This is a genomic window from Rhizobium leguminosarum bv. trifolii WSM2297 (genome assembly GCF_000271845.1).
Genome location: NZ_JH719395.1, coordinates 660,494 through 683,975 on the forward strand (window position 1 = coordinate 660,494; position 23,482 = coordinate 683,975).

A 23,482-nucleotide genomic window follows, 5' to 3' on the forward strand; every position below is an offset into this window, starting at 1 on the left:
TCAGGCGTTTTCGGTGAGCGTTGAATTCTGCCCAAGCCAGACGGCGCAGTCTGCAAGCGCACGGCGCGCGATCAACTGCCGCTTCATGATCGTCTTGTCCTTGCCGCGGAAGCGCTTGACGCCCTCGGGCTTGACGATCGAACCCGGCTGAAGCTCCGGAAACAGACCGAAATTGATGTTCATCGGCTGGAAGGAGCGTTTGCCCGGCTCTTCGTCGGTGACGATGTGCCCACCGGTGATATGAGCGAGCAGCGAGCCGAGCGCCGTCGTCGCCGGCGGCAGGCAGATCGCCTCGCCCTTGCGTTCGGCGGCGGCGAAACGGCCGGCCATCAGCCCGACGCTGGCGCTTTCGACATAACCCTCGCAGCCGGTGATCTGGCCTGCGAAACGCAGGCCGGGCCGCGATTTCAGCGTCAGCGACGGGTTAAGCAGGGTGGGGGAGTTGATGTAAGTGTTGCGGTGCAGACCGCCGAGACGGGCAAATTCGGCATTTTCCAGACCCGGGATCATCCGGAAGATTTCCGCCTGCGCACCATATTTCAGCTTCGTCTGGAAGCCGACCATATTATAGAGCGTGCCGAGCGCATTATCCTGGCGCAGCTGCACGACGGCATAGGCCTTGACCGTCGGATTATGCGCGTTCGTCAGCCCCATCGGCTTCATTGGTCCGTGGCGCAGCGTCTCGCGGCCGCGTTCGGCCATCACCTCGATCGGCAGGCAGCCGTCGAAATAGGGTGTGCCTTCCCATTCCTTGAAACCGACCGTGTCGCCTGAAATCAGCGTGTCGACGAAGGCATTGTACTGCGCTTCATCCATCGGGCAATTGATGTAATCCTTGCCGGTGCCGTCGGGACCGACCTTGTCGTAGCGCGACTGATACCAGCAGATATCCATGTCGATGCTCTCGCGGTAGACGATCGGCGCGATGGCGTCGAAGAAGGCAAGCGAATCCTCGCCCGTCTCCGCCTGGATGGCGCTGGCAAGCGACGGCGCCGTCAGCGGTCCAGTGGCGACGATCGCCAGATCCCAGTCTCTCGGCGGCAGGCCGGTGACCTCTTCCCGCACCACCGTGATCAGCGGGTGGTCGTGGATCGCCCGGGTCACCGCCTCGGAGAAGCCATCGCGATCGACGGCGAGTGCGCCGCCGGCCGGCACCTGGTGGCGATCGGCAGTGGCCATGATCAGCGAGCCGGCCATGCGCATCTCGGCATGGATGACGCCGACGGCATTGCTGGTTGCATCATCGGATCGGAAGGAATTGGAGCAGACCAGTTCGGCAAGACCATCGGTCTTGTGCGCATCGGTACCGCGCACCCCGCGCATTTCATGCAGGATAACGGGAACGCCGGAATTGGCGATCTGCCAGGCGGCTTCCGAGCCGGCAAGCCCGCCGCCGACGACATGGATGGGGGAATAGGAAGAGATCGTGTTCATTCCGGGCTGATATCATGTCGGCAGGTGCGATCCAACACCTCGGAATCAAAAACGGCGCCCGAGGGCGCCGTCTTGGAAGCATCGCGCCCGCTATTAGCGGCCCGCTATCAGCGGAATGAGCGGGATGCGATATTGCGGATGTCGTAGCGGCTGACGCCGATATCGGACAGGGTCTGGTTCGAAAGGCCGCCCAGTTCGTTGAGCGTACGGCGGTAGCTGAGCCAGCTTCTTGCAATGCGGATCGGGTTCATTGTCTTTTTCCTCAAACATATGTCCGCTGGATGGCGGGATCGCCTATCTCTGCGGTTGATGTTTATATAGGCGAGAACCGTGCTTTTGTGCAGTGCAAATAAAAGGCGTCTGCTATGCAATTGTGCAATGTAATGCTTGCCAATTAGGCGGTGGATATTTTTTGAGCGGGTTACGAAAGCAGGCAAAGCCGTGCAACCGCCGCGGCAGTGCCCCGGCAACAAAGAAAACGCCCGCTGTGGGTACAGCGGGCGTTTCGATCGAAGACGAGTTGCTTGGGAGGAAGCAGCGATCGCCTTGAATTAGCGGGAGGAAGCCTCACGGGCAACGCGATGGATGTCCGAACGATCGATGCCGAGGTCGTGCAATTCGCGGTTGCTCATGCGGCCGAGTTCGGTAACGGTCTGACGGTACTTGCGCCAGTTATTGAAAGAGCGAGAGAAGTTCATGTTAAGCCCCTTTCCGAGGGTTTGATCTGCCAGCAGCCACTAATCGGCGCTGACCTCTATTTGATGACCGGAATATATGTTGCGGCGCGAAAGAGGAAAACAGCCAAGTTTTCAAATCACCTATGCGGCGTATGCAATACTCAACGCGTTTTTGATCAAGTCTTGCCGCTTTTTGGTCAACGAATAGGCAGAATGATCCTGAGGAAAGCAATCTGGTTTGGCGCGCCGAACGGGTGCCCGTGCTCCAAAACGCTGGTCCTTCGGCGGTTCCGACATGCGTTCACCGGTAAAGAGCCGTTTCGCTTCGGTTCGAAAGCCGCCCATTTATCCGCAGCCTTAGGTGGGGCGGTTTGGCGGCAGTTTGGAACGGCGGGGCCGAGCGTCCGAAATTCTGAGGGCACTCATGTTTTAATTGCGTTTTGCAGAATAAAACGCCCGCCGGGGGAGGATCCGGCGGGCGCATTATGATGACTGGCAACTGGGAGGAGGAGTGTTGCCAGTCTTATCGCAGCGCGCTTGGGAGGAGGAGTGCGCGGCTGCGAATCTCGTCACGGACAATCAATCCGCGGGCATCCGGCAGAGCCGGGCCGGGGCGCCATCCCCGTGCTTCGATGAATCTGTAAATAGTATGACTAATTGATTTTTTGCAGTGCAATAAATACATGATGGATATGCGCCTTGTGCATACCTCTCCGAACATACACTTATATTAGCGCCTATGACGTTAGCAGCCGGTTAATGCTCGCCCCAACTTAGACCAATGAGGAATTTGTATATTTGTCACGAGGACGTTTGCGAAGCTCAATGCTGCGGCTATAACGACGGAAGCTGCGGCGCCGGACTGAGCGCCGCGGAATAAGGGGTGGGAGCATGTATCGCGGCAGATTGGAGCGGGATCTCTCGCTCTGGGTGGGCAAGGGCCTGTTGGGGCAGGAAACGGCAGGCGCGCTGCTTGCCGAATATGACAGCCGCCCGGCAAGTTTCAGCCTCGGCAGAGTATTGATGGCGCTGGCAGCGGTGCTGCTTGCATCAGCTATTCTGCTGCTCGTCGCGTCCAACTGGGAGGCCATCCCGCGCCTTGTTCGCGTCGGCGTCATCCTTGCGCTGATCTGGACGGCGCACATAGCCGCCGCCTTGATGCTCGCCCGCGGCGCGACAGCGGTGGCAGCCGGCTTGCTGGTCATCGGCGCGATGAGTTTCGGCGGCGCCATCTCGCTGGTCGGGCAGATGTATCATCTCTCCGGCGATGAGCAGACGGTGATGTATCTCTGGTTCGCCATTGCAACGATCTCGGCGATCCTGTTCCGCTCGGGCGCAGTAGCCGTCGTCGCCGGCTTCCTCTCCTGGGCATCCTTTGCCGTTTATCTCGAGAATTACGACACACATTGGATAGGGCTCGATCCCTGGATGGCGCCTGTTATGGCGGTGATCATCATCGGGTTGGTGCGCTATACCGGTGCCGAGCGGGCTCGCCATCTCGCCTATCTGCTGCTGATCGGCTGGCTCGCCTGGCTTTATACGCTTTATGAGGAGATCGCCGTGGCACTCGCCTTCGCGATCGGCGGCATGGCGGCCTTCGTCCTGACGGCGGTGCCAAACCGGTCTGTTGCCTCCCTGGTCAAGAGCGCCGGTGCGGCTCCGGCCTTCTACAGCTTCCTCGTCGCGGCGATCGGTTTCCTGCTGCTGCATATCGAGATCGAGGACGGCTGGCGGCTGGTGGTGCTTGGAGTGGCGACGCTTGCCGCTTCGGTGCTGGCGATCGCTCTGCATGGCAGGGACAACGGCGCGGTGCGTTATCTCGCCTACACGACCTTTGCCGCCGAGATGCTTTATCTCGCTTCCGTCACCGTCGGCTCGATCCTCGGCACGTCGAGCCTCTTCCTGTTCTCCGGCCTCGTCGTCGCGCTGGTCGCCTGGATCGTCATCCGTCTCGAACGGCGCTTTTCGGCGAATGCACAGGGGGAGCGCGCATGAACTCGCTCATGGCAATGCTGCAATCCGGCAGAGGCTATCTGCTTTCGGCAATCATCGTCGCCGGCCTCCAGACCCTGATCCTCGGCTCGATCATCCAGAGCCGCGCGTCGATCCTGAGCAACGGTGCCGAGGTGCTGTTGAAGACGGCGCCCGTCGACCCGCGCGATTTCCTGCGCGGCGACTATGTCGTCTTGAACTACGACATTTCGTCGGTGCCGGTGCAGACGGTCTCAGGCGGCATTCCGGCAGAGCCCGGCGAGCGCACGTTATGGGTTCGGTTGAAGAAGCAGGAAGACGGTTACTGGACGGTGATCGAATCGTCCTTTCACGAACTGCCGCCGCTGGCGGAGACCGTGATCCTGCGCAGCCAGCCATTCTACAGCGGCGGACTTGCCGCCGGCGACAGCATCCGGGTCGAATACGGCATCGAGCGCTATTACGTTCCCGAAGGCGAGGGCAAGCCGATCGAGGAGGCCCGAAACGGCGGCAATGTCGCAATCGCCGTGCGCGTCTCGCCAGATGGAAGCGCGCAGATTCGCGGTCTTCTCGTTGACAACAAGCCAGTTTACGACGAGCCGCTCTACTGATCCGACGGCACTTCGGGAGAGAGCGGTTTGCGGGCCGCAAATCCCTGTCATTGCCGTTCATTTTTCCTTTGCCTCGACCAAATCGGGTGATATAGAGACGCCGCGCTCCGGAAGGCCTCATGCGCAGGCATAGGCATGCGGTTTTGTGAACGCGGGTATGGTGAAATTGGTAGACACGCCAGATTTAGGTTCTGGTGCCGCAAGGCGTGGGAGTTCAAGTCTCTCTACCCGCACCAAGCTGTTTGCAGCGGGAGACTGAGATAGTTGTCCCGAATACCCGGAAGCGAGCGCCGTTCCTCTTTTGGGCGGAATGACAGGAATTGGGAAAAGCCACGCGCGGCACGCTGCCGGCGTCGTGCTCATCGAAACGAACGGCGTCTGGGCACGGCCGCCAGGACATGAAGGTAGGAAGACATGCAGGTTATCGAAACGCTCGCTGAAGGGCTGAAGCGCGAAATCAAGGTCGTTATCCCGGCCAAGGACATGCAGGACAAGATGAATGAGCGTCTTGCCGATGTGAAGGACAAGGTCCGCATCAACGGCTTCCGTCCGGGCAAGGTACCCGCTGCTCACCTGAAGAAGGTCTACGGCAAGTCGATCATGGCCGAGCTCGTCAACGAGATCGTCCGCGAGCAGCCGGCCGCCATCCTGTCCAGCCGCGGCGAAAAGTCGGCCACGCAGCCGGAAATCGCCATGACCGAAGACAAGGACGAAGCCGACAAGATCCTCGCCGCCGAGCAGGATTTCGAATTCACGCTCTCCTATGAAGTGCTGCCGCCGATCGAACTGAAGTCGGTCAAGGGCATCAAGGTCACGCGCGAAGTCATCGACATCTCGGAAGACGAAGTCAACGAGCAGGTCCTGAAGGTCGCCGAAAGCGCCCGCGCCTATGAGACCAAGACCGGCAAGGCCGCCAACGGCGACCGCATCACCATGGATTACGTCGGCAAGGTCGATGGCGAAGCCTTCGAAGGCGGCACCGACCAGGGCGCCGAACTGGTGCTCGGCTCCGGCCGCTTCATTCCTGGCTTCGAAGACCAGCTCGTCGGTGTCAAGGCCGGCGTTGAAAAGACCATCACCGTGACCTTCCCGGCCGACTATCCGGCCAAGAACCTCGCCGGCAAGGAAGCGACCTTCGACGTCACCATCAAGGATGTTGCAGCACCCGCCGCTGTCGAGATCAACGACGAACTCGCTTCCAAGCTCGGCATCGAATCCGCCGACCGCCTGAAGGAAATCGTCCGCGGCCAGATCGAATCGCAGTACGGTTCGCTGACCCGCCAGAAGCTGAAGCGCCAGATCCTCGACCAGCTCGACGAGATGTACAAGTTCGAGACCCCGAACTCGCTGGTCGACGCCGAATATAACGGCATCTGGAGCCAGGTGAACAACGATCTCGCCCAGTCCGGCAAGACCTTCGAGGACGAAGACACGACCGAAGAAAAGGCACGTGAGGAATACAAGACGCTCGCCGAGCGTCGCGTCCGCCTCGGCCTCGTTCTCTCCGAAATCGGCGAAAAGGCCGGCGTCGAAGTCAGCGAAGACGAGATGCAGCGCGCCATCTACGATCAGCTGCGCCAGTATCCGGGCCAGGAAAAGCAGATCCTCGAATTCTTCCGCAGCCAGCCGGGCGCCGCCGCTTCGATCCGCGCGCCGATCTTCGAAGAGAAGGTCATCGATCACCTGCTGAGCGAAATCGACGTCACCGACAAGAAGGTGACCAAGGAAGAGCTGCTCGCCGAGGAAGAAGGCGAGGCGAAGGCTGAAACCAAGAAGGCCGCCCCGAAGAAGAAGGCTGCCGCCAAGGCCGAAGCTGCCGACGCCGGCGAAGGCGAGGAAGCCGCTCCGAAGAAGAAGGCCGCTCCGAAGAAGAAGGCGGCTGACGAAAGCGCCGAATAATCGCTTTTCAGTTTTGAAGTTTGGAAGGCCCCGCCCTCGCGCGGGGCCTTTTCTTTTTTGGGTCACCCGGACGGGGTACTCGACGACCTCTTGATTATGGTGTTATCTTCCCCAGCAACAACAAATAGTTGAAATAAAGTATAAACCGATGCAGATTTGCTGGGCATGTCGCCCGGGGATGACGACATGCATAAAACCAAAGAGCTTTGGGTGGTGGAGGACCTGAAAATGGCTGCAAAGAATGACATGAAGACGCTGGTAGAGGAAATCTATTCTGTGCGTGACCGTGGCGATATCGAGGGTACGCTTGCGCTGATCGGCGAGGGTTGCACCTTTCGCATGGTCGGCAATGCACGGCTGGCGCCATTGACGACTGAATCGAGCGGGCATGACTTTCGCCAAACGATAACGCAGCTTATCGCAGCATGGGATCTATCCAAGGTCAGGACGACCGGCATCTATGTGGACGAGGATGAGCAGATGGTCTTTGCGCATCGTGAAGGCGAGGTCAGGCACATCCCATCGGGCGTAAGCTTCTCTACGGAATTCGTCGACAAGATCCATTTCCAGGATGGCAAACCGGTCAAGATCGTCGAATTCGTCGACACGCTGCAAGTGGCCGAGACGAGCCGGATGATCCAATTCGCTTAAACGGCAACCGAGTCGGAGCCGCCAAAGCGCGTCGCATCAATCGTGATTCCTGCGACGTGCTTCAGCGCCAATTGCGGCTCAATGGCGGGTTAGTTCCGCGACTTTCCTGACGTGGCTCACGGCTGCGGTTCCGCCTGATGTCTTGGTGAAGAGGCTGAGTGTCTCTTCCTCGTCATCGGCGACTGGCGTCAGGGCCTGATCCATATAGGTCTTCGACTTCGCTTCCCTTGAAATCAGGAATGCCGAGATCGTCAGGCCGATGATCGTGCCGGCGAGCGAAGCGTGTTTTCTGAAGGTTTCCCAGGCAAAGCGCGGCCAGAAGACCAGCGGATTTTCCCGCGGCAGGTCCGGGCGCCGCTCCGACGGCGTCTTCAGGCGCAGCAGGCCGCTTTGCAGCGGATGCACGTTTTCCAACGGCACGGTGGTCGCAAAGGAAACGAGAACCTTGACGAGCCTTGCGAGCGGGACTCCGGTCGCCACGGCGCGGCGCAGCAGCGTCTTCATATGAGCAGGCGAATAATAGAGCGCCCAGGCCTCGTGGTAGATGTCTTCCCACTCCTGCTTGCTCATCTTCGGATGCGCGGTGCAGACGTGCTCGACATCGTAGATGTTGAGATCATCGTCCATCTCGACACCCTTCTTCCACAGCACCTGATGGTCCTCGGAGCCGGGCAGCGGCGTCAGGATGAAGAATTCGATGACGTCGAGCGGCAGCTCTTCCTGGATGATCGCGATGTCGCGGCGGATCGATTCCGGCGTGTCGGCCGGGAAGCCCAGGATATAGCCGGCGAGCGTCATGATCCCCTGCGCCTTCCAGGCCAGCAGCATCTTGCGATATTCGGTGATCTTGTTCTGGTTCTTCTTTGCGGCGGTCAGATTGTCCGGATTGACGTTTTCGAGGCCGATGAAGACCCGGGTGACGCCCGCGCGCCGGGATTTCTCGATGAAATTGGGGATCTTGTGGCAGAGCGTGTCGACCTGGATCATCAGGCCGAGCGGAATGCCGTCCCGCTCCTTCAGCTCGATCAGCCGGTCGAAGATCGCTTCCCAATCCTTGTTGCGGGCGAAATTGTCGTCGGTGATGAAGAATTTGTGGATGCCCTGCGCCCAGTTCATCCGCACCAGCTTTTCGACGTCATCGGCCGAGCGGAAGCGCGACTTACGTCCCTGGACGTTGATGATGGTGCAGAACGAGCACTGATAGGGACAACCGCGTCCGGCATCGAAGCTGGTGCTGAGCCCGAGCGTGCGCTGGATATTGTCCTTCGGCAGGAAGGGAACCGGCGTGCCGCCGATGCCCGGAAGGTCGTTCATAAAATTGTAGAGCGGCTTCAGCTCCCCGCTCGCCGCATCGCGCAGCACCATCTCGAGCCGGCCCTCGGCCTCGCCGGCAAACATCGAAATGCCCATATCGCGGCAGGCGTCGAGCCCGACCGCCTTGCCATCCAGCATCGACAGGCAGCCCGAAACATGGAAGCCGCCGATCGAAACCGGCAGGCCGGCATCGCGGAAGGGCCGGGCGATATCGAGGGCGCGCGGATACTGGTTGGTCTGGACGCCGACGAGCGCGATCATGCCGAAATTGTCGTGGCGCTTGAATTGTGCCAGCAATCCGGCGAAGTCGATGCGCGTATTGGTCTCGTCGATCACGGTGATGTCGATCGCGGTATCAGGGCCGAGCACCTTGCGCTCGGCGCATTCGGCGGCGATGCCGTAGAGAGCCGCGAGCGAATTGGAGGGGATCATCGCCCGCCACCAGCGGATGACATAACCGTCGTCGTCATAATGCGATGGCTTGATCAGGATCAGCTGAAAACGTCGGCGCGCAGCTTCCAAGACTTGGGACAAGACGATCTATCTTTCTTCAGAAGCTTTTGCCGGAGGCAAAATGGAGTTGAAGGCACATATCATACATGGCGTACCAATGCGACTTATGAGGGTTCAAACTAAGGCGTAAAAACCGGCACTGCGCGCAAATCGCTTCGCGCAGCGTATCATTCCTCAATATACTACCCGATATCGAGCAGCAATGCGCGGTGGTCGGAGACTTCGGGTGCTTCGACCACCTCGAATTTGGCGACATTGACCCCCGGTGTAACCAGCATGTAGTCGGCAAAGCGGCCCTGCTTCAGATAGTAGGAGGTTCGCGTGTCTACAAGGCCGTTTCCGGTGACGAGATCGGAAAGCCCGAGTCCGGCGAGAATCGCGAAAGTCGTGCTGTTGGGCAAAACGTTGAAATCACCGCAGACGACGAGCCCTTCGTCGCCGGGCCAGATGCGCTCGATAAGCCTGACCAGCGCCGCAGCCTGTTCTTTGCGCGCCGCCGTGTCGCCTTTGCCGGCGGGATCGCGCAGGCCATGCATATGGGCGATGGTCACGGTAGACGCGTGCTCATGGCTGAAGAGGCGGATGCAATGGGCGTTCCGCGGCCGCGGATGTTCGCCCCAGCCGTTGGCGGAAAAACTGCCGTGTACGAAGTCCAGCCCTTGGGCGATGACCGAATGCGATTTGCGCACGAAAGTACCCAGCCCGAATTCGGCGGCAATAGCGCTATCGCCGTTAAGCAGCTCACCCCTCGATGTTGGGCAGAAGAAGCCATCGTGGCCGGGCAGGGCGGCGCTGATCTCGGCAAACAGATTGGCGCGCTGCGGCAGCTCCAGCCCCGCATCCCGATAGATCCACCATCCCCCATCCGCACCCGGCGCCCGCAGCACTTCCTGCAGGCACAGCACATCCGCATCGGCCTGCCTGATATAATCGATCAGGGCCTCATGCAGCCTGCCGCCCCAGGCGTTCAGCGAAATGATACGCAATGTCGTTCGGCTCCGTTCTGAGCGGGCCGGATTGGGACGACGGTTCGGCCGTCTGTGATCCGCCCTCAGAGTTCCGACTTAATGTCGCCCATCCGGTTCCAGGCGTCGAGGCCGGCGATCTTATAGGCTTCGGCAAGCGTCGGATAATTGAAGGTGTTTTCGACGAAATATTCGACCGTGCCTTTGAGATTGAGCACCGCCTGGCCGATATGGACCAGCTCGGTGGCGCCTTCGCCGACGATATGCACGCCGAGCAGCCGGCGGGTCTTCAGCGAGAAAATCAGCTTCAAAAGCCCGGTGTCGAGGCCCATGATATGACCGCGCGAGGTCTCGCGGAAGCGGGCGATACCGCATTCATAGGGAATTCCGCGCTCCTTCATCTCCTCTTCGGTCAGGCCGCAGGTGGAAATCTCGGGCACGGCATAGATGCCGTAGGGGAAATATTTCGGCGGCTCCTTGGCGACCGCACCGATCGCGACGCGGGCAGCGATTCGGCCCTGTTCCATCGAGGTCGAGGCAAGGCTCGGAAAGCCGACGACGTCGCCGGCCGCATAGACGTTGGCAACCGAGGTCTGGAATGTTTCCGGATTGACCTTGAGACGGCCGCGGCTGTCGGCTTCGAGGCCGATGGCCGGAAGGTTCAGCGCGTCTGTCGCCCCCATGCGGCCGGCGGCGAACAGCACCATGTCGGTGGTCAGGCGACGGCCGCTGTCGAGTGTCAGCTCAACCTTGCCGCCCTCAAGCGTCTCCACCTTGTCGGCCTTCTGGCCGAGCAGCAGCTTCATATTGCGGTCGCGCAGCTGATAGGTGAAATCCTCGACGATTTCCTTGTCGATGAAGTCGAGCATCGTCGCCTTCGGGTCGATGACGGTGACGGCCGTGTCGAGCGCACTGAAGATCGTCGCATATTCGATGCCGATGACGCCGGCGCCGATGACGACCATCGAGCGCGGCAGCTCCTGAATATCGAGCAGTTCGTCGCTGTCGAGAACGGTCTTGCCGTCGAAAGGGATGTAATCGGGGCGAAACGGCTTCGTGCCGACGGCAAGCAGCACGCTGGCGCCGGTAACCTGGGTGATCTCGCCGTCATCCTTGATCACCTGCAGCGTCGACGCATTGATGAAGCTTGCCTTGCCGCGAATATGCTGCACGCGGTTGCGGGCGAACTGGTGTTCCAGCACCTCGACCTCGTGGTTGAGGGTAATCAGCAGGCGGCGGCGCAGGTCATCGGCACTGATCTCTTCCTTGACGCGGTAAGACCGGCCATAGAAGCCGCGTTCGCGCCAGCCGGAAAGATTGAGCGCGGTCTCGCGCAATGTTTTGGAAGGGATGGTGCCGGTGTGCACGGAGACACCGCCGACACGTTTGCCCTGCTCGATGACGAGCACTTTCTTGCCGAGTTTGGCAGCTTGGATCGCCCCGCGGCGCCCTGCGGGACCGCTGCCCACCACAACGAGATCGTACTGAAGCATTATCTGGCCCCGGATTGGAAATGGAATCATTGCGACGCAAAATGTCGCCCGTCTATCGGTAGCCGGTCAATGTTACAGATTGTTTTACGACCGCCGATTCGAGCCTGCCTGTGCTTTTCAGATCAGCTTCAGCCCCTTCAGGCTGACATGGCCGTCCTTGCCGATGATGACGTGATCATGGACAGTGATATCAAGCGCCTTGGCGGCATCGATGATCACCTTCGTCATATCGATGTCTGCGCGCGACGGCGTCGGATCGCCTGAGGGGTGGTTGTGCACCAGGATCATCGCCGTTGCCGAAAGCTCGAGCGCGCGTTTGACCACCTCGCGCGGATAGACCGGCGTATGGTCGACGGTGCCGCGGCCCTGCACCTCGTCGGCGATCAGCACGTTGCGCTTGTCGAGGAAGAGGATGCGGAATTGTTCGCGGGTTTCGTGCGCCATTGCGGCATGGCAATATTGGATGACCGACGACCACGAGGAAAGCACCTGCTTGCTCCTCAGCTCGCTCTTTAAGGTCCGGTGGGCGACCGTCGAGATCAGCTTCAGGTCGAGCGCCACAGCCTCGCCGACACCCTTTACCTCCGTCAGCAGTGCCTGAGGCGCGCCGAAGACGCCGGAAAGCGAGCCGAACCGTTCGATCAGCGCCTTGGCGATCGGTTTGGTGTCGCGCCGCGGAATCAGGCGAAAAAGCAGGAGTTCGAGGATTTCATAGTCGGCAAGGGCGATGTCGCCCTGTTCGCGAAAGCGGTCACGCAGCCGCTCGCGATGTCCATGATAATGCTCCTGAGGGGCGAGCGAGGCGGGCAGGGGGGCCTTGGCATTCGGCGTGACCGGTTTTTGCGGCTGTCCGCCGAAAAACGAGCGTTCATCGGCGGCAACAGGCTCTTCGATCTCGAAAGGCAGCTCGTCGTCTGAAGATGTCGCAACGGGCCCCTTCGCCATTGGATCGTCACCCGGCAAACGACGGCAGGCCGGGGCGGTCGAGCCCGCCTGGCGACAGCGTGAAGATCTCGCAGCCGTCGGAGGTGACGCCGACGGTGTGTTCGTACTGCGCCGAGAGCGACCGGTCGCGGGTGACCGCCGTCCAGCCGTCGGCCAGCACCTTCACATGCGGCCGGCCGAGATTGATCATCGGCTCGATGGTGAAGATCATGCCTTCGCGCAGCTCCGGCCCCTCGTTGGCGCGGCCGTAATGCAGGATATTCGGCGAATCGTGGAACAGCCGGCCGACGCCATGGCCGCAGAAATCGCGCACCACCGAGCATCGCTCGGCCTCCGCATAGGTCTGGATCGCTTCACCGATCGCGCCGGTGCGGGCGCCGGGCCTGACGGCGCCAATACCCCGCATCAGCGATTCATAGGTCACCTCGAGCAGCCGCTCGGCGGCGCGCTTGATCGCGCCGACCGGATACATCCGGCTGGAATCGCCGTGCCAGCCGTCGAGCACGAAGGTGACGTCGATATTGACGATATCGCCCTCACGCAGCGGCTTGTCGTTTGGAATGCCGTGGCAGACGACGTGGTTGATCGAAGTGCAGGTCGATTTGGTGTAGCCGCGATAGTTCAGCGTCGCCGGGTGGGCGCCGTGGTCCATGCCGAAATCGAAGACGAACCGGTCGATGTCATCGGTCACCAGTCCCGGCTTGACGATGTCGGCCAGCGCATCGAGGCAGCGCGCCGTCAGCTGGCATGCCCTGCGCATGCCCTCGAATGCTTGTGCGTCGTAAAGCCGGATGGCGCCCGTATTCTTCGAGGGCGCGGAAGAGGCTTCGATATAGTTCACCATTGCAGGGCCTTAGTGGAGAATATTAGAATTGTTCATAATGCAGCTATGCCGGGTTCGTCCATCGCGATCAACCGCCCGGACGAGATTTCTGAGCCGATCCGATCGGCCGGGCATGTCGTCCTCCACATCCCTGTGACATCCAATCATTGGTATGGGATGAAATATCCACAATCTTCCCAACAGGATAGGATTGATTGCATGAAACCTCCCCGCTACTCACCGATTGGTGACAGCGGGGAAGGGTCGTTCGTGCTTGATGAAGCGGTAAAACTTGAAAATTTGCCTGAGGCCGGCGGCGAGCCGGAACGGCGCGTGCGGGATCGCGGCGCCACCGAACGCGCCATCCTTGCCGCCGCCAAGGGATTGCTGGCCGAGGAAGGCTTCCAGAATTTCGGCATCAATGCGGTCGCTCGCCGTGCCGGCTGCGATAAACAGCTGATCTACCGTTATTATGGCGGTCTCGACGGGCTGGTCGAGGCGATCGGCGCCGATCTCGGCACATGGGTGAGGGACCGCATTCCGGAGGACGCCGGCGGCATGTTCCTGCTCACCTATGGCGACCTGATGGAGCGGCTGTCGCTTCTCCTCCTCGACGCCTTGCGGAACGATCCGCTGATGCGCCGCATCCTCGCCTGGGAGATATCTGAGAACACCGAGCAGGTGAGGCGGCTTTCCGAAGCGCGTTCGAAGGCGCTCGCGCTCTGGCTGGAGCGCATGCGCGGCTCGCTGGCGCCGCCGAAGGGGGTGGATGCGGCGGCCGTCAATGCCGTCATCATCGCCGCGATCCAGCATCTCGTGCTTGCCGCAGCAAGCGGCGGGCAGTGCGCCGGTCTGGCGCTGAAGACATCAAAGGACTGGGAGAAGACGGCGACGGCGCTGAAGCGCATCGTGCGCGGCGTCTACGGCTGATAACTCACTCATCCACAGGGAGCGGCTGCCACGTTAACCTTAATGAATGGTTTACGTTGCCTGGCCGCAGTTAACCCGACAGTGTGGAGGAAGCAGAGATGAATGAGTAAGAGCCCCCGAGTTGATAATGGGAACCAGGATCGCCAAAGCCGCTATTCTCGTCACCGCGATGATGTTTTTCGCAGTCCTGGCGCTGGATATCGCAATTCCGACGCTGGTGCTTTGCATCATGGCATTGTCGACCTGGCTGGTCTCCCTCGATCTGCCCGTCGCGCGCAAGCATGGAGGAGAGGCCGCATGAAGTGGTTTCTGATCTTCTGGGCCGGCCCCATCGTCTTTCTCGGCGGATGGTACTGGCTTTCCTATTACGACATGAATTTCGGCATCTTCATGCTGTCGCGGCAGGTCCATGACCTGACGTTCCAGCTGTATGGCGAGGCGCTCGGCATTCCGCCGGAGAACATTCCGCCGCTCGTTGCCCGTGCGATCGTGGTCGACAGTCTCGTCGTCTTCGCCATCCTCGGCTTCCGGAAACGCAGATCGATTATCGCCTGGTGGAAGGCGCGTCAGCTGAATTCGTCCCCATCGGATCTCGCCAGCAAGGAAAGCCTGTCGAGCGCGCCCTGAAGGATGAAGCTTGCCGCGGCCGAATCGATCCGTTCGGCCCGCTTGGCCCGCGAGACGTCCATTTCAAGCAGCGTCCGCTCGGCCGCCACCGTCGATAACCGCTCGTCCCAGTAGACGAAGGGCAGTCCGGTCTTCTGCTCCATGTTGCGCACGAAGGCACGCGTCGCCTGTACCCGCGGACCCGCCGATCCGTCCATATTCATCGGCAGGCCGATCACGAAGCCTGCGACCTTTTCCGCTATCGCAAAATCCATGAGCGCCTGCGCATCGATGGTGAATTTGACGCGCCGGATTACCGGGCGGGGTGTGGCGAAGCGCCGTCCGAGATCGGACATCGAAAGCCCGATCGTCTTGGTGCCGAGATCGAGGCCGGCAATCGCCTGCCGCGGGGCAAGCGTCTCGGCCATTTCCTCGATCGTCAGCACCGTCATCGCCATTCCATCCCGTCAAAAGAAATTGAAGTCGCCGCCGCTTTTCTTTGCGGCCGCATAAGATATGTCCATAGAGCATGATGCCGAAAAGTGTGAGCGGTTTTCGGACGGCATCATGCTCCAATTCTTTGATTGAGATCCGGATGATTTTAGGCCGATCCGGCCTAAAATCATCCGGATCTCCTGAAACCGGCTTTTGCATCCCGTAATAAAGGAGAGATTTCATGAAGATCACCTGGCTCGGCCATTCCGCCTTCCGCATCGAGACCGGAAAGGCGACGATCCTGCTCGATCCGTTCCTCAGCCATAACGCTTCCTTTTCCGGCCAGGATATCAAGGATGTTTCCGCAGGCGTCACCCATATCCTGCTGACGCATGGCCATGGCGACCATGTCGGCGATACCGTGACGCTTGCCAAGGAAACCGGCGCCGTCGTACTCGCCAATGCCGACCTCGCCGCCTGGCTCGGCTCCAAGGGCGTCGGCAAGATCGAGATGGGCAATACCGGCGGGACGATCGCGCTCGGCGGTTTCTCGGCGACCTTTACCAATGCGCTGCACTCATCTGCTGCGATTACCGAGGACGGCGTCTCGCATGCGCTCGGCAACGCCAATGGCCTGATGCTGCATTTCGATGACGAAGCCTCGATCCTCGCCATGGGCGACACCGACATCTTCGCCGACATGGCGCTGATCAATGAATTGCACCAGCCCGATATCGGCCTCGTGCCGATCGGCGACCGCTTCACCATGGGCGGCGCCGTGGCAGCCCTTGCCTGCCGGCGCTATTTCAACTTCAAGACGGCAATCCCCTGCCACTTCGGCACCTTCCCGATCATCGACCAGACGGCCGATAAATTCGTTGCCGGCATGGAAGGATCGAAGACGGAAGTGAAGGCGCTGAAGCCCGCCGAGAGCCTGTCGATCTGACGAAATCCCGTTGCACCGGGCGGACATGGTCTTTATAGCGGGTAGGAAAAATCCCATCCGGAGAATGCCATGTCCGTCGATCTTGCCACCGTGAAGCGCGTCGCCCACCTTGCCCGTATTGCCGTCTCCGAGGACGAGGCAAATCGCATGGTCGGCGAGCTGAATGGCATCTTGGGCTTCGTCGAGCAGCTTTCCGAGGTCAATGTCGACGGCGTCGAGGCGATGACGTCCGTCACGCCGATGGCGATGAAGAAGCGCACCGATGAGGTGACCGACGGCAGCAAGGCCGCCGATATCGTCGCCAACGCGCCCGTCACCGACCATAATTTCTTCCTGGTGCCGAAAGTCGTCGAATAAGGCTTCGAAGCCTCTTTCCGACCCTGTTGCCATTTCAAGACCCGAAGCGAAAACACCATGAGCGAACTCACCAGCCTGACCATTGCCGAAGCCCGCCAGAAGCTACGCGCCAAGGAAATCACCGCACTCGAACTGACCGAGGCCTATATCTCGGCGATCGATGCGGCCAATGATCATCTGAATGCCTATATCAAGGTGACGCCGGATCTCGCCCGCCTGATGGCGAAGAATTCCGACGAGCGCATCGCCGCCGGCAAGGCCGGCGACCTCGAAGGCATTCCGCTCGGCATCAAGGATCTCTTTGCCACCGTCGGCGTGCACACCCAGGCCTGCAGCCACATTCTCGATCGTTTCGAGCCGCGTTATGAATCGACCGTCACGCAGAACCTTTGGGACGACGGCGCCGTCATGCTCGGCAAGCTGAACATGGACGAATTCGCCATGGGCTCGTCCAACGAGACCTCCTATTACGGCCCGGTGATCAATCCCTGGCGTGCTAGCGGCTCCAACCAGCAGCTGGTTCCCGGTGGGTCCTCCGGCGGTTCGGCCGCAGCTGTCGCCGCGCATCTCTGCGCCGGCGCCACCGCCACCGATACCGGCGGTTCGATCCGCCAGCCGGCCGCCTTCACCGGCACCGTCGGCATCAAGCCGACCTATGGCCGCTGCTCGCGCTGGGGCACCGTTGCCTTCGCCTCCTCGCTCGATCAGGCAGGCCCGATCGCCCGCGATGTGCGAGATGCCGCAATCCTTCTGAAGTCGATGGCAAGCGTCGACGCCAAGGACACGACCTCGGTCGATCTGCCCGTGCCGGATTACGAGGCAGCCCTTGGCCAGTCGCTGAAGGGCATGAAGATCGGCATTCCAAGCGAATACCGTGTCGACGGCATGCCTGAGGAGATCGAGACCCTCTGGCGCCAGGGCATCGCCTGGCTGAAGGATGCCGGCGCCGAAATCGTCGACATCTCGCTGCCGCATACCAAATACGCCCTGCCGGCCTATTATATCGTCGCTCCCGCCGAGGCATCCTCGAACCTCGCCCGCTACGACGGCGTGCGCTACGGCCTGCGCGTCGACGGCAAGGATATCGTCGACATGTACGAGAAGACGCGTGCCGCCGGCTTCGGCCAGGAAGTCAAGCGCCGCATCATGATCGGCACCTACGTGCTGTCGGCCGGTTATTACGATGCCTACTACATCCGCGCCCAGAAGGTCCGCACGCTGATCAAGCGCGACTTCGAACTTGCCTTCGACGCCGGCGTCGACGCCATCCTGACGCCGGCGACGCCGTCGTCGGCCTTCGGCGTCGCCGATGAGAACCTCGCCGCCGATCCGGTAAAGATGTATCTGAACGACATCTTCACGGTGACCGTCAACATGGCGGGCCTGCCGGGCATCGCCGTGCCCGCCGGCCTCGACCAGAAAGGCCTGCCGCTCGGCTTGCAGCTGATCGGCAAACCCTTCGACGAGGAAACCCTCTTCAAGACCGCTCATGTCATCGAACAGGCGGCCGGCCGGTTTACGCCGGCCAAGTGGTGGTAACGGAGCCAACGATTCGAAAGATGGCGGCTGCCGACCACGAAGCGGTCGGCGCCGTCGGCTTCGCAGCTTGGGCCGCAAGCGACGCCTTTGAGACCAGCTATCGCGATCCCGGCGTGATCGTCAAGGTACGGCACGAATTCGACGTCTTTCCCCATGAGACGAAAGGTGAAATCTTCGTCGCCGAGCGGCACAAGGCAATCGTCGGCTGGGGCGCGCGTGAAAACGACCCGAACTATATATCCGACCTTTGGGTGCATCCCGATCATCAGGGCAGGGGTGTCGGCCGGGCTCTCGTATTGCATTTGTGTGAATTGATGGCAAACGAAGGGCTGGCGACTGTCCGGCTCGACACCCATGCCAGGAATGAGGGCGCGATCCGGCTCTATGAAAGGTGCGGCTTTGCCATCGTCTGGCGCGGCCGCGAATTTTCCAAAAGCATGGGTGTACCGCTCGAAAAGGTGCATCTGGAAAAACGCCTGGCCGATCGATAGCTGGAACCAGGAGGAGGTCCTATGGCAAGCAATGATCTTGTGCGGCTGATCGAAGCAATCGATCGCCTTGCCGCCGGCGGTTTCACCATGGGTGCGGAATGGCAGGCGGTACACGACATCTGCCAGCGCCACGAAGGCGAACAGCCGTTTGACTGGGGCCATGCGCTTTGCCATCGCATTGAGGGCGACGACTGGAACGCCGACTACTGGTATCGCCGCGCCGGCAAGACCCGCGGCACGGGCGCCGTCGCCGACGAGTGGTCGGCGATGCGGGCGGAACTTTCTGCAAAGGCCTGAGGCTATTCCCTGACCGCGCGACCGATAACGACACGCGGTCAGGGTGATTGTTTGAATTACCTGTTGTTCAGCTGCGACCTGACCAGCCCTAGCCCTCTTTCGGTGATCCGGTAGGGCTGGCCGCTCGAGGACTTGATTGCCCTCAGCCGTTTCAGTTTACGGAAGAGATCGAGATCGACGCCGGGATAGAGCCAGCCGTCGCGGGTGAAGCAACTGACCGCCTCGATCTTCCTGTTGTCGTCACGAGAAATTTCGATGCGGCCGCCTTGGGCCATGAGATGCAGGATGCGCTGCTCCGTGCGGGAAATGTCCATGTTGAGATCCGGTATCGCGCCCAGAGGCGCGCACAAAAACGATCTGGCGCTCTTTCGAACGTCAGGGCTTCGTTTTTTTCGGGCCCATGCGCGCAAGCGGACTTGCGGGCAGGGCCTTTACCGGGTCTGTGACAGGCTCAACATAAAACACCTCGATAAGGTTTTTTATTCAGCGCGCAAAAGGCGGTCAAGTCCGTGTTTGCCGACAAAACCGGTCGAAAACCGCAGTTTCCAGCCATCATCCCGCTGGGGCACTGGTAAATCCCCCGACTCAATGGTCTAGTTGCGGGGTAACGGAGGTGTCGTTGATCCACATTCGCAATGCCCGCGACGGCGAAGCGGAGCTATTGAGCGAGATTGGGCTGAGGGCCTGGCAAAAAGCGATGGCGTCGATCGGCGAATCGGACGCGATGATCGACGCAGCCCGCAATGCCTTTCGCAATTTCGTGGAAAATGACTGGCTGACCATCACCGTCGTCGAGCAGAACGGCCAGGTCGCAGGCTGGGCGGCGCGCGAGGGATTGGACGAAACCATCTCGGATTTCTGGATCGATCCCGCCTTCACCCGCCAGGGCCTGGGTTCCGCCCTTCTCGAGCGCATCGAAAAGGAGATCGCCGGCCGAGGTTTCGAGACGGCGGCGATGCAGACCCATTCCGGCAACAACGAGGCGATCGGTTTTTTCCGGAAGCATGGCTACAGCATCCACTGGCTCTCTGTCGCCTATAATCCGAAGCTTGACCGCGACGTGCCTTCGGTCGGACTGACGAAAACGCTCGTTTCAGACGGCCAGGGATACGGGCAGGAATTTTGACGTTTCAAAACGCAGAGGATACTTGCGGTGCGCAAATGGGCGTTCCGTCATATTGAGCCGGCCGTGGCGCAGCAAACGCCGCCGCCGTCCTTCCTGGGCTACAGCGAACTATTCGGACGTGACGCAAAAGTTGTTGCCTTCAGGATCGTTCAACACAGTGTAGGCATCCGTCCTTCGGACGAATGTCGCGCCGAGGGACAAGAGCCGCTCCACTTCTTTCTCCCGATCCTGTGCGGCGATATCGAGATGGACACGGTTGCGTGGGGGACGCTCTCCCTGGCGAAGGTGGAAGCAAAGACGTATGCCGGGACCGTCGACCATCACGGTCGGGTCCGTTTCAGGTGTCAGGCCCATCGTGGCAAGGCGGGCCAACTCCGGCTCGTCATAAGGCATCACTTCGTAGTCATCGAGCGCCGCTGCCCAGAAATGGGCAACGCGCCAGGGAACGTCGCAGTCAATGACGATTTCTTTCAGTCTTCCCACGGGGGTTCTCAAAACTTGTCGGTTTTACGCTGGGAAATACGCTCGACAACCGCGCCTCCTATGGCCGGTAGCAATGCGAAAAGCATGAGCTGCGGTGTTCCCTGTAGCGTCAAGACGGCGGAAATGATGAGCGCGATCAGCAACCCCGTAAGGGTTCCGACCAGATAGGGCAGATAATCCTTCAACCGAGCCTCCAGGTTGTGAGGGCGCCAAATCAAAGCGGCATTGTGGAGGAAGATAGTGATTATCGCGGTATCGGCAATCGGACGACGGCGAAACTCGCCTCGATCGCCTGGCTTATGCGGAATACATACACGCCCCGGTGCAAGGCGGCCCTTCAGCCTGAGCGGGAGCGGTCACCGGCGACTGCTATGCAGCTCTGCGAAAGCCTTGCACCGGCACGCCGTTTCCTTTACCTCACCAATGGAAAAGAACAGCCTGCAAAGAGTATCAGATGACCCTTGTCGACGTCCGCACGCCCGATCCGAAACGCTTCATCCCCGGCGCCACCGGCGACTGGGAAGTCATCGTCGGCATGGAAGTCCATGCCCAGGTGCTGTCCAATTCGAAGCTCTTCTCCGGCGCCTCGACGGAATTCGGCAAGCCGCAGAATTCGAATGTCTCGCTGGTCGATGCCGCCATGCCCGGCATGCTGCCCGTCATCAATGAGGAATGCGTCAGCCAGGCGGTGCGCACCGGTCTCGGCCTCAAGGCCAAGATCAACAAGCGCTCGCTCTTCGACCGCAAGAACTATTTCTATCCCGACCTGCCGCAGGGCTATCAGATCTCGCAGTTCAAGGATCCGATCGTCGGCGAGGGCAAGATCGTCATTTCGCTCGGGCCGGACCGCCAGGGCCAGTTCGAGGACATCGAGATCGGAATCGAGCGCCTGCACCTGGAGCAGGATGCCGGCAAGTCGATGCACGACCAGCATGCGACCATGTCCTATGTCGATCTGAACCGCTCCGGCGTCGCGCTGATGGAGATTGTCTCCAAGCCCGATATGCGCTCCTCCGACGAAGCCAAGGCCTATATGACCAAGCTGCGTTCGATCGTGCGCTATCTCGGCACCTGCGACGGCAATATGGACGAAGGCTCGATGCGCGCCGACGTCAACGTCTCCGTTCGCCGCCCGGGCGAGGGTTTCGGCACGCGCTGCGAGATCAAGAACGTCAACTCCATCCGCTTCATCGGCCAGGCGATTGAATATGAAGCCCGCCGCCAGATCGGCATTCTGGAAGATGGCGGCATGATCGAGCAGGAGACGCGGTTGTTCGACCCGAACAAGGGCGAGACGCGTTCGATGCGCTCCAAGGAGGATGCGCACGACTATCGTTATTTCCCCGATCCGGACCTGCTGCCACTCGAATTCGACGATGCCTACGTCACTGCGCTCGCAGCCGACCTGCCGGAATTGCCTGACGACAAGAAGGAGCGCTTCGTGCGCGAACTCGGCCTGTCGATCTACGACGCCTCGGTGCTCGTCTCCGAAAAGGCGATCGCCGATTATTTCGAGGCCGTAGCCGCCGGTCGCGACGGCAAGATGGCGGCGAACTGGGTGATCAACGACCTGCTCGGCGCGCTGAACCGCACCGGCAAGGATATCGAGCAGACGCCGGTTTCGCCGGCCCAGCTCGGTGCCATCATCGATCTCATCAAGGCTGGAACCATTTCCGGCAAGATCGCCAAGGATCTCTTCGAAATCGTGCTGACCGAGGGCGGCGATCCGGCCGAAATCGTCGAAGCGCGTGGCATGAAGCAGGTGACGGATACCGGAGCGATCGAAAAGGCCGTGGACGAGATCATCGCCGCCAATCCCGATCAGGTGGAAAAGGTCAAGGCCAAGCCCACCTTGGCGGCGTGGTTCGTCGGCCAGGTGATGAAGGCGACCGGCGGCAAGGCCAATCCGCAGGCCGTCCAGGCGCTCGTCAAGGCGAAGCTCGGCATCGAGGAATAAGCGGTGTATTTCGTCCGCACTGCCGGCGAGAGCGATCTGGAGAAAGTCCGCGCCCTGCTGGTGGAGAGTTTTCACGCGGCCTATGACAGCCTCCATGGCAGAGCCAGGGTGGATGAACTCACTGCCCAGCTCTTTTCGCCGGCGGCGCTGAAGACGCGGCTGGCGCGAAAGGATGCCGAATTCCTCGTTGCCGACGACGGCCGCAAGATAGGCGGTATGGGCTATGCGGCGATGTCGCAGCAACTGACGAAGACGGTCATGCTGCATCTCCTCTATGTCAGCCCGGCGCTGCAGCGCCAGGGCATTGGCCGCGATCTCTTCGCCGAGCTCGAAACCTGCTTTCCGGATGCGGAAATCATGCGCCTCGAAGTCGAGCCGCAGAATGCGGCGGCGCTCGCCTTTTATCAGGCGCACGGCTTCACCGAGGTTGGCCGCAACGAGAATAGCGCGCCCGGGCAATCCGGAATTCCGGCGCTTATCTTCGAAAAACCGCTCGAAGGGCATTGAGGCGTGGCCGCCGATTTGCCCCACATTCGCATTCGCCGGGCGCGCCGGGAGGATCTGCCCGCCCTCGTGTCAATCTTTGCAGCCGACGCCGTCGGCGGTCACGGCGACACGACCGACCCAGTGGCCTTTGCTGATTATGTCAGGGCCTTCGCAGCCATCGAGGCTTCGCCCGACCAGGCGCTTTACGTCGCGGAGTGCGGCGGCGAGGTTGTCGGCACGTTTCAGACGATGGTGACGACAACGCTGACCGGGCGCGGTTCCTCGGCGATGATCATCGAGGCCGTGCAAACGCGGGCCGACAGGCGCGGGCAGGGGATCGGCGCCGGGATGATCGAGTTCGCCATTGCCGAGGCAAAAGGCCGCGGGATGAAGCGGGTCGCATTGACCTCGAATGCGATCCGCAAAGATGCCCATCGTTTCTATGAAAGACTGGGCTTCAAGCCCTCGCATCTGGGCTTCAAGATGGCTTTGAAATGACCTCCGGCTGTCGTGGAATCGCTGGACAATTCGGC

General features: G+C 60.7%; 28 protein-coding genes and 1 tRNA gene. 17 read left to right on the top strand and 12 right to left on the bottom strand.

Features of this window, described 5'->3' with window-relative positions; genetic code table 11:
- From trmFO to RLEG4DRAFT_RS38955, 3 genes are all read right to left on the bottom strand, one after another.
- Positions 1-1,434, bottom strand: coding sequence for a methylenetetrahydrofolate--tRNA-(uracil(54)-C(5))-methyltransferase (FADH(2)-oxidizing) TrmFO (gene trmFO / locus RLEG4DRAFT_RS18455; RefSeq protein WP_003578904.1), 1,434 nt, complete (start codon positions 1,432-1,434; stop codon positions 1-3).
- A gap of 107 nt (positions 1,435-1,541) precedes the next feature.
- The gene (locus RLEG4DRAFT_RS38950) at positions 1,542-1,685 is read right to left on the bottom strand and encodes a DUF1127 domain-containing protein (RefSeq protein ID WP_003539017.1); all 144 of its coding nucleotides are present in this window, start codon (positions 1,683-1,685) and stop codon (positions 1,542-1,544) included.
- Between the two features lie 300 nt (positions 1,686-1,985).
- Entirely contained in the window at positions 1,986-2,132 is a 147-nt protein-coding gene (locus tag RLEG4DRAFT_RS38955; protein WP_003578906.1) for a DUF1127 domain-containing protein, read from the bottom strand.
- Between the two features lie 870 nt (positions 2,133-3,002).
- On the opposite strand from RLEG4DRAFT_RS38955, the gene RLEG4DRAFT_RS18460 reads away from it, so the two are divergent.
- The 5 genes from RLEG4DRAFT_RS18460 to RLEG4DRAFT_RS18480 all read left to right on the top strand — a co-directional run bounded on the left by RLEG4DRAFT_RS18460 (position 3,003) and on the right by RLEG4DRAFT_RS18480 (position 7,243).
- Entirely contained in the window at positions 3,003-4,106 is a 1,104-nt protein-coding gene (locus tag RLEG4DRAFT_RS18460) for a DUF2157 domain-containing protein (RefSeq protein WP_003578908.1), read from the top strand.
- Positions 4,103-4,693, top strand: a complete 591-nt coding sequence (locus RLEG4DRAFT_RS18465; protein WP_003578909.1) for a GDYXXLXY domain-containing protein — start codon at positions 4,103-4,105, stop codon at positions 4,691-4,693. Before RLEG4DRAFT_RS18460 ends, RLEG4DRAFT_RS18465 begins: the two co-directional genes overlap by 4 nt.
- A gap of 151 nt (positions 4,694-4,844) precedes the next feature.
- A tRNA-Leu gene (locus RLEG4DRAFT_RS18470) sits at positions 4,845-4,929 on the top strand.
- A gap of 178 nt (positions 4,930-5,107) precedes the next feature.
- On the top strand, positions 5,108-6,592 hold the full coding sequence (tig, locus tag RLEG4DRAFT_RS18475; RefSeq protein ID WP_003578911.1) for a trigger factor: 1,485 nt from the start codon (positions 5,108-5,110) through the stop codon (positions 6,590-6,592).
- Positions 6,593-6,820: 228 nt separating this feature from the next.
- Positions 6,821-7,243 (top strand): nuclear transport factor 2 family protein, encoded by a 423-nt coding sequence (locus RLEG4DRAFT_RS18480; RefSeq protein WP_037094673.1) that lies wholly within the window; start codon positions 6,821-6,823, stop codon positions 7,241-7,243.
- 78 nt (positions 7,244-7,321) lie between these two features.
- On the opposite strand, the gene RLEG4DRAFT_RS18485 is transcribed toward RLEG4DRAFT_RS18480, so the two are convergent.
- The 5 genes from RLEG4DRAFT_RS18485 to map form a co-directional block, all read right to left on the bottom strand.
- Positions 7,322-9,091 (bottom strand): B12-binding domain-containing radical SAM protein, encoded by a 1,770-nt coding sequence (locus RLEG4DRAFT_RS18485; RefSeq protein WP_003578914.1) that lies wholly within the window; start codon positions 9,089-9,091, stop codon positions 7,322-7,324.
- Positions 9,092-9,252: 161 nt separating this feature from the next.
- Positions 9,253-10,056 (bottom strand): endonuclease/exonuclease/phosphatase family protein, encoded by an 804-nt coding sequence (locus RLEG4DRAFT_RS18490; RefSeq protein ID WP_003578916.1) that lies wholly within the window; start codon positions 10,054-10,056, stop codon positions 9,253-9,255.
- Between the two features lie 65 nt (positions 10,057-10,121).
- Positions 10,122-11,528, bottom strand: a complete 1,407-nt coding sequence (gene sthA, locus RLEG4DRAFT_RS18495) for a Si-specific NAD(P)(+) transhydrogenase (protein ID WP_003578917.1) — start codon at positions 11,526-11,528, stop codon at positions 10,122-10,124.
- Between the two features lie 117 nt (positions 11,529-11,645).
- Entirely contained in the window at positions 11,646-12,473 is an 828-nt protein-coding gene (gene radC, locus RLEG4DRAFT_RS18500) for a RadC family protein (protein WP_003578919.1), read from the bottom strand.
- 7 nt (positions 12,474-12,480) lie between these two features.
- Positions 12,481-13,317 carry a type I methionyl aminopeptidase gene (gene map, locus RLEG4DRAFT_RS18505; protein ID WP_003578921.1) on the bottom strand — a complete coding sequence of 279 codons (837 nt, stop codon included), beginning with the start codon at positions 13,315-13,317 and terminating at the stop codon, positions 12,481-12,483.
- 249 nt (positions 13,318-13,566) lie between these two features.
- Between map and RLEG4DRAFT_RS18510 the strand changes: the two genes are divergently transcribed.
- The 3 genes from RLEG4DRAFT_RS18510 to RLEG4DRAFT_RS18520 all read left to right on the top strand — a co-directional run bounded on the left by RLEG4DRAFT_RS18510 (position 13,567) and on the right by RLEG4DRAFT_RS18520 (position 14,853).
- Positions 13,567-14,226: a TetR/AcrR family transcriptional regulator gene (locus RLEG4DRAFT_RS18510; protein WP_037093846.1), complete on the top strand. Its 660-nt coding sequence runs from the start codon at positions 13,567-13,569 to the stop codon at positions 14,224-14,226.
- A gap of 127 nt (positions 14,227-14,353) precedes the next feature.
- A complete protein-coding gene (locus RLEG4DRAFT_RS40915) occupies positions 14,354-14,527 on the top strand; it encodes a hypothetical protein (protein ID WP_003578924.1) in 174 nt (57 codons plus the stop codon).
- Positions 14,524-14,853, top strand: a complete 330-nt coding sequence (locus tag RLEG4DRAFT_RS18520; RefSeq protein WP_003578926.1) for a DUF6105 family protein — start codon at positions 14,524-14,526, stop codon at positions 14,851-14,853. Before RLEG4DRAFT_RS40915 ends, RLEG4DRAFT_RS18520 begins: the two co-directional genes overlap by 4 nt.
- Here RLEG4DRAFT_RS18520 and ruvX read toward each other — a convergent pair.
- A complete protein-coding gene (gene ruvX / locus RLEG4DRAFT_RS18525; RefSeq protein ID WP_003578927.1) occupies positions 14,793-15,284 on the bottom strand; it encodes a Holliday junction resolvase RuvX in 492 nt (163 codons plus the stop codon). The two genes, RLEG4DRAFT_RS18520 and ruvX, sit on opposite strands and share 61 nt — an antisense overlap.
- Positions 15,285-15,508: 224 nt before the next feature.
- Here ruvX and RLEG4DRAFT_RS18530 point away from each other — a divergent pair, with 224 nt between their 5' ends.
- The 5 genes from RLEG4DRAFT_RS18530 to RLEG4DRAFT_RS18550 all read left to right on the top strand — a co-directional run bounded on the left by RLEG4DRAFT_RS18530 (position 15,509) and on the right by RLEG4DRAFT_RS18550 (position 18,897).
- Positions 15,509-16,213, top strand: a complete 705-nt coding sequence (locus tag RLEG4DRAFT_RS18530; protein WP_003578930.1) for a metal-dependent hydrolase — start codon at positions 15,509-15,511, stop codon at positions 16,211-16,213.
- 69 nt (positions 16,214-16,282) lie between these two features.
- Positions 16,283-16,570, top strand: coding sequence for an Asp-tRNA(Asn)/Glu-tRNA(Gln) amidotransferase subunit GatC (gene gatC, locus RLEG4DRAFT_RS18535; RefSeq protein ID WP_003578934.1), 288 nt, complete (start codon positions 16,283-16,285; stop codon positions 16,568-16,570).
- Positions 16,571-16,627: 57 nt separating this feature from the next.
- Positions 16,628-18,109 (top strand): Asp-tRNA(Asn)/Glu-tRNA(Gln) amidotransferase subunit GatA, encoded by a 1,482-nt coding sequence (gene gatA / locus RLEG4DRAFT_RS18540; RefSeq protein ID WP_003578936.1) that lies wholly within the window; start codon positions 16,628-16,630, stop codon positions 18,107-18,109.
- A gap of 20 nt (positions 18,110-18,129) precedes the next feature.
- Positions 18,130-18,600 carry a GNAT family N-acetyltransferase gene (locus RLEG4DRAFT_RS18545; protein WP_003578937.1) on the top strand — a complete coding sequence of 157 codons (471 nt, stop codon included), beginning with the start codon at positions 18,130-18,132 and terminating at the stop codon, positions 18,598-18,600.
- Positions 18,601-18,621: 21 nt separating this feature from the next.
- Positions 18,622-18,897: a hypothetical protein gene (locus tag RLEG4DRAFT_RS18550; protein WP_003578939.1), complete on the top strand. Its 276-nt coding sequence runs from the start codon at positions 18,622-18,624 to the stop codon at positions 18,895-18,897.
- A gap of 56 nt (positions 18,898-18,953) precedes the next feature.
- On the opposite strand, the gene RLEG4DRAFT_RS18555 is transcribed toward RLEG4DRAFT_RS18550, so the two are convergent.
- Positions 18,954-19,211, bottom strand: coding sequence for a YjhX family toxin (locus RLEG4DRAFT_RS18555; protein ID WP_003578941.1), 258 nt, complete (start codon positions 19,209-19,211; stop codon positions 18,954-18,956).
- 305 nt (positions 19,212-19,516) lie between these two features.
- Between RLEG4DRAFT_RS18555 and RLEG4DRAFT_RS18560 the strand changes: the two genes are divergently transcribed.
- Positions 19,517-20,023 (top strand): GNAT family N-acetyltransferase, encoded by a 507-nt coding sequence (locus tag RLEG4DRAFT_RS18560; RefSeq protein ID WP_003578942.1) that lies wholly within the window; start codon positions 19,517-19,519, stop codon positions 20,021-20,023.
- A gap of 108 nt (positions 20,024-20,131) precedes the next feature.
- Here the strand turns inward: RLEG4DRAFT_RS18560 and RLEG4DRAFT_RS18565 are convergent, their stop codons facing one another.
- Positions 20,132-20,506 carry a VOC family protein gene (locus RLEG4DRAFT_RS18565; protein WP_003578944.1) on the bottom strand — a complete coding sequence of 125 codons (375 nt, stop codon included), beginning with the start codon at positions 20,504-20,506 and terminating at the stop codon, positions 20,132-20,134.
- A gap of 8 nt (positions 20,507-20,514) precedes the next feature.
- Positions 20,515-20,691 (bottom strand): hypothetical protein, encoded by a 177-nt coding sequence (locus RLEG4DRAFT_RS40920; protein WP_003578946.1) that lies wholly within the window; start codon positions 20,689-20,691, stop codon positions 20,515-20,517.
- Positions 20,692-20,960: 269 nt separating this feature from the next.
- On the opposite strand from RLEG4DRAFT_RS40920, the gene gatB reads away from it, so the two are divergent.
- From gatB to RLEG4DRAFT_RS18580, 3 genes are read left to right on the top strand one after another with little or no spacing between them, the layout of a single operon-like run.
- The gene (gatB, locus tag RLEG4DRAFT_RS18570) at positions 20,961-22,463 is read left to right on the top strand and encodes an Asp-tRNA(Asn)/Glu-tRNA(Gln) amidotransferase subunit GatB (RefSeq protein ID WP_003578947.1); all 1,503 of its coding nucleotides are present in this window, start codon (positions 20,961-20,963) and stop codon (positions 22,461-22,463) included.
- Between the two features lie 3 nt (positions 22,464-22,466).
- Positions 22,467-22,970: a GNAT family N-acetyltransferase gene (locus tag RLEG4DRAFT_RS18575; RefSeq protein WP_003578949.1), complete on the top strand. Its 504-nt coding sequence runs from the start codon at positions 22,467-22,469 to the stop codon at positions 22,968-22,970.
- Between the two features lie 3 nt (positions 22,971-22,973).
- A complete protein-coding gene (locus RLEG4DRAFT_RS18580; protein ID WP_003578952.1) occupies positions 22,974-23,447 on the top strand; it encodes a GNAT family N-acetyltransferase in 474 nt (157 codons plus the stop codon).
- The last annotated feature ends 35 nt before the right edge of the window (positions 23,448-23,482 follow it).